Genomic DNA, 8,814 nt, shown 5'->3' with positions numbered 1-8,814 from the left:
GGGCGGTGGGCTGGCCGTTCATCTGGTAGATCCCGGCGCCGGGCCGACCGATCATGCCGCGAACCAGGTGCAGGTTGTTGACGGCGCCTCCGCGATCGCGGAGCCGGCCCGGCCCGTTTCGTGACGCCCCCGGGATACCGCCCTGCCGGCGGCCGTACGCGCCCGCCGGCCCGGCCCTGAACCCTCGGCTCGACCTGGAACACGCACCGCTGACCGCCCACGCCCCGCACCTCCCCAGCCCCTGACCTGCTCCCAAGATCGTGCTCGATTCAGGATGTGGTGGCGTCGGCGTCCGGCGATGCCACTACAACCATGTTCGGGCGCGATCTTGAGCATCGGACCGTCGATGTGACGAGCGGTTCGGCCCGTTCCGCCGGACCCGAAGGAGCAGGAACAGGAGCAGGACGGTCATCGCCACCGCGCCGGGGGCCTTCGTGAAGCGGGCCAGGTTGGTGCCGTCGGGCAGGGCCAGAAAGGTCGCCGCACCGGCCGGCAGCACGAACCAGGTGGTCCGGGTGGCGGCGAGCGCGAGCAGCGCCAGCGGCCAGGTCGCGTACCAGGGGTGAAAGACCGGGGACAGGACGACGGTGGCGACCAGCGCCAACGCCGCGCCGTGCAGCGCCACCCGGGAGCGCGCCGCCGCAGGACACCCACCCTCAGGGCGGACGAACTCCGAAGACGCGACCAGGGAACTCCCCGCCCCCGACCCCCTCGCCTCGGGAGCCGCGGCCTCGTTCAGCCCGCGCAGCACATGCCAGGCCCGCCACCAGAGCACCAGCAGCACCCCGACGAGCAGCAGCAGCGCCACCGCCCGGAGCACCGGCACCGCCTGCGGGTCCCGGCCGACCAGCGCGCCGGCGTAGTCGACCACGAAGCCCACGGCGGTGGGCGGTGACGTCCACTGCTCCGAGTCGCCACTGTGGGTCAGCCCGCCCACCCAGCCGAAGCCGAGGCCGGACAGCGCCGAGGTGACCAGCAGCGCGGCCAGCAGACCGCCGGCCAGCCAGCCGCCGTGGCGCAGCAACGCCCGAACGGTGTGCCGGCCGGGCACAGCGGCCAGCACGGCGAACGGCACCACCACCACGGCGCTGGCCTTCACAGTGACCGCCAGCCCGAGCAGCGCTCCGGCCAGCAGCAGCGCCGCCGGGCGACCTGGTCGACGGACCACGACCAGCAGTCCGCACAGCAGCAGCCCGAGCATCACGGCGTCGTTGTGCGCCCCGCCCACCAGGTGCACGCCGACCAGCGGGCAGGCCAGCAGCAGCCAGATCGCCCGACGGGCCGGCACCCCCGCCGCCCGCGCCAGAGCGGGCACGCAGAGCGCGGCGAGCAGCAGCCCCGCCACGGCGATGATCCGCAGCGTCACGAGCGTGCCGGTGAGGCCACCACCGACACTCACCGCGAGCGCCGCGAGCAGGACGAACACCGGCCCGTACGGTGCCGGGGTGTCCCGCCAGATCGGCGCCACAGTGTCCAGCCAGGGGCAGCCCGCCGCCGCCACTCCCACGGCGTACGGGTCGACGCCGTGCGCGTACGTCCAGCCCTGGCAGGCGTACGAGTAGACGTCCCGGCTGCCCAGCGGTGGCGCGCCCAGTAGCGGTAGCGCCCACAGCCCGGCGGTGACGTACGCCCAACGGGTCGACGGCGCACCCTCGCGCAGTGACCACCACGCCCCGACCAGCAGCACGGTGCCGATCAGCCAGCAGGTCAGCGTCGCCGGCCCGTCCGGGGTTCGCCAGATCGACGCGGGTGTCACGCCCAGCGGGGCGTCGGGCAGTGCCCCGCCGAGGTATCCGGCCACGGCGAGCAGGACCGCGCCGGCCAGGCCGACGTACCGGACGGCGCGGGCAACCGGTGGGCCAGCGGGCGGGCCGGGAGCGGTCACCGGCGCACCTTCCCTCAGTCGGCGGCGACCGGCTGACGGGCCGCCCGAGCTGACCGTACCAACCGGATGACCAGCACGATCACCAACAGCGTCATCAGCGGCGCCCCGACCGTCTTGGTGTAGCGGGGCAGCCCGGTGCCGTCGGGCAACACCAGGAACGACGCGACCAGGGCGACCACGATGAACCATCTGGTCCGCTGGGCGGTGGCGGCCAGCACGAACAGCGGCCAGGTCCAGTACCAGGGGTGCACCACCGGGGCGAGCGCGACGGTGAGGGCGAGCGCGAGGCCGGCGTGGTACAGCGGGTCGCGGGTGCGGGCCCGCCACCAGAGCCAGACGAGCAGGACGGCCAGGACGACCACGGCGATCCCGCGGGTGACCGGCAGCGCGTCGATGTGACCACCGAACAGCGCCGCGACGTACCCGGCCGTCTGCCCCACGGCTGTCGACGGGGACGTCCAGGCGATGGCGGCGCCACCCTGGGACAGCCCGCCGATCCAACCGAAGTCCAGCCCACCGACGACAGTCACGCCGACCACGGCGGCGACGGTGCCACCGACCACCCAGCCGCCGTCGCGGATCAGCGTGCGGATCCGGTACGGCCCCGCGGTGGCCGCCAGCGCGGCGAACGGCACCACCACCACGGCGGTCACCTTGATCGCCACCGCGATGCCGAGGAGCAGCCCGCCGACCAGCAGCACTCCGCGCCGGCCCGGGTGCGCCGCCACCACTGCCAGCCCACCGACGAGCGCGGCGAGCATCAGCACGTCGTTGTGGGGGCCACCGATCAGGTGCGCGGCGACCAGCGGGGAACCCAACGCCAGCCACACCGCCCGCTTCGCCGGCACACCGGCCCGACGCGCCAGCGCCGGCAGGGCCCACGCGGTGAGGACAACGCCGACCAGCGACAGCGCACGGAACAGCACGATGCTGGCGGTCAGCGAACCGGTGGCCTTCACCACGGCGCCCGCGACGAGCACGAACAGCGGCCCGTACGGCGCCGGGGTGTCACGCCAGATGACCGAAACGGTGTCCAGCCAGGGGCAGGGCAGCGCGGAGACACCCTGCTCGTACGGGCTGATGCCGCCGACGAAACTGGCGCCCTGGCAGGCGTACGCGTACACGTCCCGACTGCCGAAGGGCGGCGCGATCAGCAACGGCAGCAGCCAGAGCCCGACTGTGACGAGGGCCCACCGCGTCGAGGGCCCCCCGTCGCGCAGTGCCCACCAGGCGTACGCCATCAGGCCGGTGCCGACCAGCCAGGCGGCGAGGATCAGCGGGCCGTCGGGCCCCTGCCAGATGCTGACCGGGGTGCTGCGCAGGGGGCCGCTGGGAAACGCGCCGCCGAGGAAAGCGGCGAGCGCGAGCAGCATCGAGCCGGCCAGGCCGGTCCAGCGCGCGAGGTGGGAAGGCACGCCGGACATGCTGCCAGCCCGTCGGTGGGAGGCCGACGGCAGGCACTGTCAGCAGTGGCGCGCCGGTGCCAACCCACTGGAGATCGAGTAGTCGCCGGCGGCGCGGACCCGCACCTCGGTCCACCCGTCCGCACCCGGTCGCAGACATCCGTCCGGGCCGTTCAGCGTGAGCCAGCGCGACCAGCGCACCCGGACCGGCACGTCCCCGGGCGTGGCGGTCAACCGGACCGCGCCGCGGTCGGCGGCGACGAGGTGACCCGGGGCACCGACCAGCGGGGTCGGATCGACAACTGCGTACATCCGCCAGGTGGAGTCACGCCAGACCTCCCGCAGGTACGGCAGGCCGCCGCGGATCAGCGCTGCCTCGTCGCGGCCCCACCTGTCGGCGGGTGCGTCCGGGGCGAGCACCACGTAGCTCACCGCCTCGTGCCGTAACCACTGCTCGTACGTCTGCGCGCTCAGGTTTCCGTCGTAGAACAGCGCGTTGCGGTCGCTGTCGACCTGGCGTTCCCAGCCCCGGGCCAGTGGCACTGTCGGCGGCAGGTGCGCCGACTCCCAGTGGTCGCGCAGCGGCACCACCTCGACCCGCCCGGCCGGCTGCCGCCTGTCGAGTTCGGCGACGAGCGGTCGGTAGAAGCTCGCGGCGCTCTCCGGGGCGCCGGCCCGGGTCACGTCGCTCACCATCACCGGGGACTGCCACCAGACTGTCGCGGCGAGCAGCGCGGCCAGCCACGGCCCCGGCAACGCGGCGTACCCGGCCAGCACGGGCAGCGCGAACAGCATCGGCAGTCGTAGCGCGTTGGAACCGATCGGGCTGGGCACGTAGTACGCGGCGATCAGGAGCAGCACGGTGAGCGCCGCGCCGACGCGCAGCACCCGGCGGCGACGCGGCAGCACGACCGCCACCAGCACCGCGAGCGCCACGTTGATGCGCATCGACTCGGCGGAGTACGGCTGGGTGCCGCCGTTGCCGAAGACGAACGCCATCGGGGCGAGCGTGACGGCGGGCGCCACGGCCAGGACGAACCCCTCGGCCAGTGGTCGCTCCGCTCGCCAGCCTCCGGGCAGCGGGCGGCCCGGCCCGGCACCGGTGCGCAGGGCGCCCAGCAGCAGCGCCGCGCCGGCCAGCCCGGTGAACAGGCCGGCGACCGGGCTGGCCGCCGTCGCCAGGGCGGCGCAGACGGCGGCGAGCGTCAACCGGAGCCAGCGCGGCGGGCGTTGCGCGCTGACCGCGCAGAGCGCCAGCAGCCCCAACGCCAACCCGACCGCGAAGGTGATCCGCCCGCTCGCCAGGTTGCCGACCAGCACCACAGCGCCGAGGACACCGGCCAGCAGCGGTCGGCGGGCCCGGCTGCGGGTGAACAGCCAACCCAGCGCTGCCGCGCCGACCACGGCGGCGACCACCCCCAGCGGACGCACCCCGATCAGCGCGCCCAACCTGGCCGTGAAGAGGCTGTAGCCGTACTGGTTGACGCCGCCGTACCAGCCGAAGTCGACCGGCGCGGCCCCGTACCGCTCGGTGAACCCGGCGCGGGCCACCTGGGCGGCGAGGTCGGTGCCCATCGGCGGCGCGAGGAGGAACGCGACGGCGAGCAGCACCGCCACAGCGGTCGCCGCCGCCCAACCCGCGACGCTCCGCCCGGTCGGACGCGGCGACGCGTCAGGCATCGAGGACCCGTTCGGCGGCGGCCCGGGAGCGGCGGCCGGTGCGCAGGTACTCGTCCAGGAACTCCCCCGGGTCGTCGCGGCCGAGCAGCCGGGCCACCCCGGCCAACTCCACCCCGTGCCGGGGCAGTTGGTCACCGGCCCGGCCCCGGACCAGCATCAACGCGTTGCGGACCTGCGCGGCCAGGGCCCAACCGGCGGCCATCTCCGCGGCGTCCGTCGGGTCGATCAGGCCGGCCCGCTCGGCCGCCGCGAGGGCGTCGAGGGTACGCGTGCCGCGCAGCGCCGGTACCGCGCCGGCGTGCCGGAGCTGGACGAGCTGCACCGCCCACTCCACGTCGGCGAGCCCACCGCGCCCCAGCTTGGTGTGGGTGGCCGGGTCGGCGCCACGGGGCAGCCGTTCGGTCTCCACCCGGGCCTTGATCCGCCGGATCTCGACGACCTGCTCGCGGGTCAGCCCGCCGGCCGGGTAGCGCACCGGCTCGATCATCGCCTCGAACTCGGCGCCCAGGTCGGCGTCGCCGCAGACGAACCGGGCGCGCAGCAGTGCCTGCGCCTCCCACACCCGCGACCAGCGGGCGTAGTACTGCGCGTACGCGGCGAGGCTGCGTACCAGCGGACCCTGGCGGCCCTCCGGTCGCAGGTCGGCGTCGACGCCCAGCGGCGGGTCGGGGGCGGGTACGCCGAGCAGCCGGCGCAGTTCCTCGGCGACGGCGTGCGCGGCGGCGCTGGCAGCGCTCTCGCTGGTGCCCGGCGGCGGGTCGTAGACGAAGAGCACGTCGGCGTCGGAGAGGTAGTTCGACTCGTACCCGCCGAGCCGGCCCATGCCGATCACCGCGAACCGCAGCCCTTCCGGCGCCGGTTGGCTGGCCTGGGCGGCCCGCAGCGCTGCGGCCAGAGTGGCGTCGGTGACGTCGGCGAGCGCCGTACCGACAGCGGTGATGTCGGACAGCCCGCGGGCGGGCCGGTTCGCGCCGTCCGCCCGGGTGGGGCTGGGCGCGAGCGCGCCGGCCCGGCAGAGCACGTCGGCGCAGGCCACCCGGACCAGCTCGCGACGTCGCAGCGCGCGCACCGCGCTGGTGGCCTCGACCGGGTCGGCGTGCCGGGCCGCCGCCGCCAGGAACCCCTCCCGCAGCACCTCGGGCGCGCGTGGCGCCAACTCGTTCTCCTCGGCCAGCAGCCGCAGCGCCTCCGGGTCGCGGGCGAGCAGGTCGGCGACGTACCGGGACAGCGCGAGGACCCGGGCCAGCCGACGGGCGACCGGGCCGCCGTCGCGCAGCAGCCGCAGGTACCAGGGGGTGCTGCCCAGCTTGTCGGAGACCTTGCGGTAGTTGAGCAGCCCCCGGTCCGGCTCCGGCGCGTCGGCGAACTCGCTGAGCAGCACCGGCAGCAGGGTGCGCTGGATGGCCGCCGTGCGGCTCACCCCGCCGGTGAGCGCCTGGAGGTGGCGCAACGCCCCGGCCGGGTCCGCGAAGCCGAGGATCTCCAGGCGGTTCCGGGCCGCCTCCGGGGTGAGTCGCAACCCGTCGGCCGGCACCCGGGCCACCGACTCCAACAGCGGCCGGTAGAGCAGTTTGGCGTGCAGTCGGCGTACCTCGGTGGCGTGGGTGACCCACTCGGCCCGGAAGCTCTCCACCGCGCTGCGCCCCGGCGCGGCGGTGAAGCCCAGCGCGGCGGCGAGCCAGCGCAGCGCGCCCGGCTCGGCGGGCACAGTGTGCGTACGACGCAGACCCTGCAGTTGCAGCCGGTGCTCGACGCTGCGCAGGAAGCGGTAGCCGCGCAGCAGGGCCTCGCCGTCGGCCCGCCCGACGTAGCCGCCGGCGACGAGCGCGCGCAGCGCCGGGATGGTGCCGGGCGGGCGCAGCGTCTCGTCGCCGCGACCGTGTACGAGTTGCAGCAACTGGACGGCGAACTCGATGTCGCGCAGCCCACCGGGACCGCGCTTGATCTCGCGTTCCAGTTCCTTCGGCGGAATGTGGTCGATGATCCGGCGGCGCATGGCGCGGACGTCCTCGACGGCTTCGGGCCGCTCGGCCGCCCGCCAGACCAGCGGCGCGAGCTGATCGATCCACTCCTGAGCCAGCGGCAGGTCACCGGCGGCCGGGCGGGCCTTGAGCAGCGCCTGGAACTCCCAGGTGCGCGCCCACCGCCGGTAGTAGGCCAGGTGGCTGGCGAGGGTCCGCACCAACGGGCCGCGGCTGCCCTCGGGGCGCAGCGCGGCGTCCACCGGCCAGGCGACCAGCCCGCAGATGTAGATCAACCGGGTCGCCACCTGGGTCGCGGCGGACAGGTCGGCGTCCTCGGCGGCCACGAAGATGACGTCCACGTCGGAGACGTAGTTCAACTCGCCGCCACCGCACTTGCCCATCGCCACGACCGCCAGGCGGGGCCGCTCGGTCCCCTCCGCCAGCTCCGCGACAGCGATCTCGTACGCCGCGGAGAGCGTCGCGTCGGCCAGCGCGGAGAGCGCTGCCATCGTCTGCTCCAGGCCGCGACCGCCGGTCAGGTCGGCCGCCGCGATCCGCAGCAACGCCAGGCGGTACGCGACCCGCAGCGATGCCACCGCGTTGCCGCCGTCGGTCGGCTCCAGCCGCCCCTCGGCGGTCGGGGCGAGCCCGTCCGGTGCGGTCCGCAGCGCCTGGTAGTGCTCCGGGTGGGCCACCAGGTGATCGCCGAGCGCCGCCGACGCGCCGAGCACAGCGATCAGCCGCCGCCGCAGTCCGGGATCGGCGTGCACGTCCGCGAGGAGCGGCGACTCGGCGCCCTCGGTGCTGCGGCCCTCCGCCTCCACGATGCGGTGCAGTTGGCGCAGCGCCAGGTCCGGGTCGGCGGCCCGGGACAGCGCGGCGAGCAGCTCCGCGGCGGCCTCGTCGACCGGCTCCTGCTCGGCCGGCTGCCACAGCCGCAGCCCCTCCGGGCCGAGCAGGTCCGCGGCGCGCGCGCCGCCATCGCCTTCGGCGGTGCCGAAGCCGTACCGGGCGAGCCGGCCCGGTGCCCTGGTCGGCCGGCTCATCAGTGCCCGAGCAACGGCAGGCCACGCCGCGTCGTACTGTCGTCCAGCTCGCCGAGGGCCAGCGCGGCGAACCGGGCGGCGAACGGTTGCCAGACCTCCTCGACGTCGGCCAGCACCGAGGCGCAGGCCGCGACCACCAGCTCCGGGTCGTAGCCCAGCTCGGCGAGTTGGGTCGAGTCGGTGGCCCAGTCGGCGATCATCGCGGCGTCGCACTCGATGTGGAACTGCAACCCCCAGGCCCGGTCACCGAGGCGGAACGCCTGATGCGGGTAGCGGGTGGAGGCGGCCAGCAGGGTCGCGCCCCGCGGCAGCTCGGTGATCTCGTCGGCGTGCCACTGGAGCACGTCCGGGATCAACGGCACGTACCTGAACAACGGGTCGTTCTCCGCGGCGTCGCGCCGGCCGACCACGCCGGGGCCGATCTCCGGCCCGGACGGGCTGCGCTCCACCAGCCCGGCGTGCGCGGTGGCGAGCAGCTGCGCGCCCAGGCAGACCGCCAGGGTCGGCACCCGGTAGCGGACCGCCTTGCGCAGCAGGCCCTCCACGGCCGGAAACCACTGTGCGCCGGGCGAGCCGTCCGGCAACGGGTACGCCTGTTGGTCGCCGCCGAGCACCACCAGCGCCGCGTACCCCTCCAGGTCGGCGGGGAGCTCGTCGCCGGCGTGCGGGCGTACCACCCACAGCTCCAGCCCAGCCTCGGTCAGCCACTCACCCAGCCGGCGCGCGTCGTCCGTCGGGTCGTTCTCGATCACCAGCGCGGTTGCCACCCGTCGAGGCTAGCCGGTACGCCGCACGGCACCACGCCCCGGCACAGGTCCGCCCGCTGGGTGACGGCC

5 protein-coding genes are annotated in these 8,814 nt (G+C 75.3%); all 5 read right to left on the bottom strand.

The features are described from left to right. Positions 1-304: 304 nt before the first annotated feature. Genes mptB (AB0B94_RS19140) through AB0B94_RS19120 form a run of 5 tightly spaced genes read right to left on the bottom strand, consistent with a single transcriptional unit; the run spans position 305 to position 8,745 of the window. Positions 305-1,885, bottom strand: coding sequence for a polyprenol phosphomannose-dependent alpha 1,6 mannosyltransferase MptB (gene mptB / locus AB0B94_RS19140; RefSeq protein ID WP_357281386.1), 1,581 nt, complete (start codon positions 1,883-1,885; stop codon positions 305-307). A 14-nt stretch (positions 1,886-1,899) separates the two neighbouring features. After that, positions 1,900-3,300, bottom strand: coding sequence for a polyprenol phosphomannose-dependent alpha 1,6 mannosyltransferase MptB (gene mptB / locus AB0B94_RS19135; protein WP_357281382.1), 1,401 nt, complete (start codon positions 3,298-3,300; stop codon positions 1,900-1,902). A gap of 48 nt (positions 3,301-3,348) precedes the next feature. Further along, positions 3,349-4,968 (bottom strand): hypothetical protein, encoded by a 1,620-nt coding sequence (locus AB0B94_RS19130; protein ID WP_357281379.1) that lies wholly within the window; start codon positions 4,966-4,968, stop codon positions 3,349-3,351. Then, positions 4,961-7,978, bottom strand: a complete 3,018-nt coding sequence (locus AB0B94_RS19125) for a bifunctional [glutamine synthetase] adenylyltransferase/[glutamine synthetase]-adenylyl-L-tyrosine phosphorylase (protein ID WP_357281375.1) — start codon at positions 7,976-7,978, stop codon at positions 4,961-4,963. The genes AB0B94_RS19130 and AB0B94_RS19125 overlap by 8 nt, the downstream gene beginning before the upstream one ends. Beyond that, on the bottom strand, positions 7,978-8,745 hold the full coding sequence (locus tag AB0B94_RS19120) for a type 1 glutamine amidotransferase (protein ID WP_357281371.1): 768 nt from the start codon (positions 8,743-8,745) through the stop codon (positions 7,978-7,980). Before AB0B94_RS19120 ends, AB0B94_RS19125 begins: the two co-directional genes overlap by 1 nt. Positions 8,746-8,814 lie beyond the last annotated feature (69 nt).

Origin of the sequence: Micromonospora sp. NPDC048986 (assembly GCF_040649335.1) — a bacterium.
Classification (GTDB): domain Bacteria; phylum Actinomycetota; class Actinomycetes; order Mycobacteriales; family Micromonosporaceae; genus Micromonospora; species Micromonospora alfalfae.
Note: the sequence above shows the minus strand (reverse complement) of the source record. Positions and strands in the feature narration are given on the sequence as shown.

Excerpts from the sequence above, each read along its gene's own strand:
- AB0B94_RS19125 (WP_357281375.1), bottom strand. The coding sequence starts at position 7,978 with ATGAGCCGGCCGACCAGGGCACCGGGCCGGCTCGCCCGGTACGGCTTC.
- AB0B94_RS19130 (WP_357281379.1), bottom strand. The coding sequence starts at position 4,968 with ATGCCTGACGCGTCGCCGCGTCCGACCGGGCGGAGCGTCGCGGGTTGG.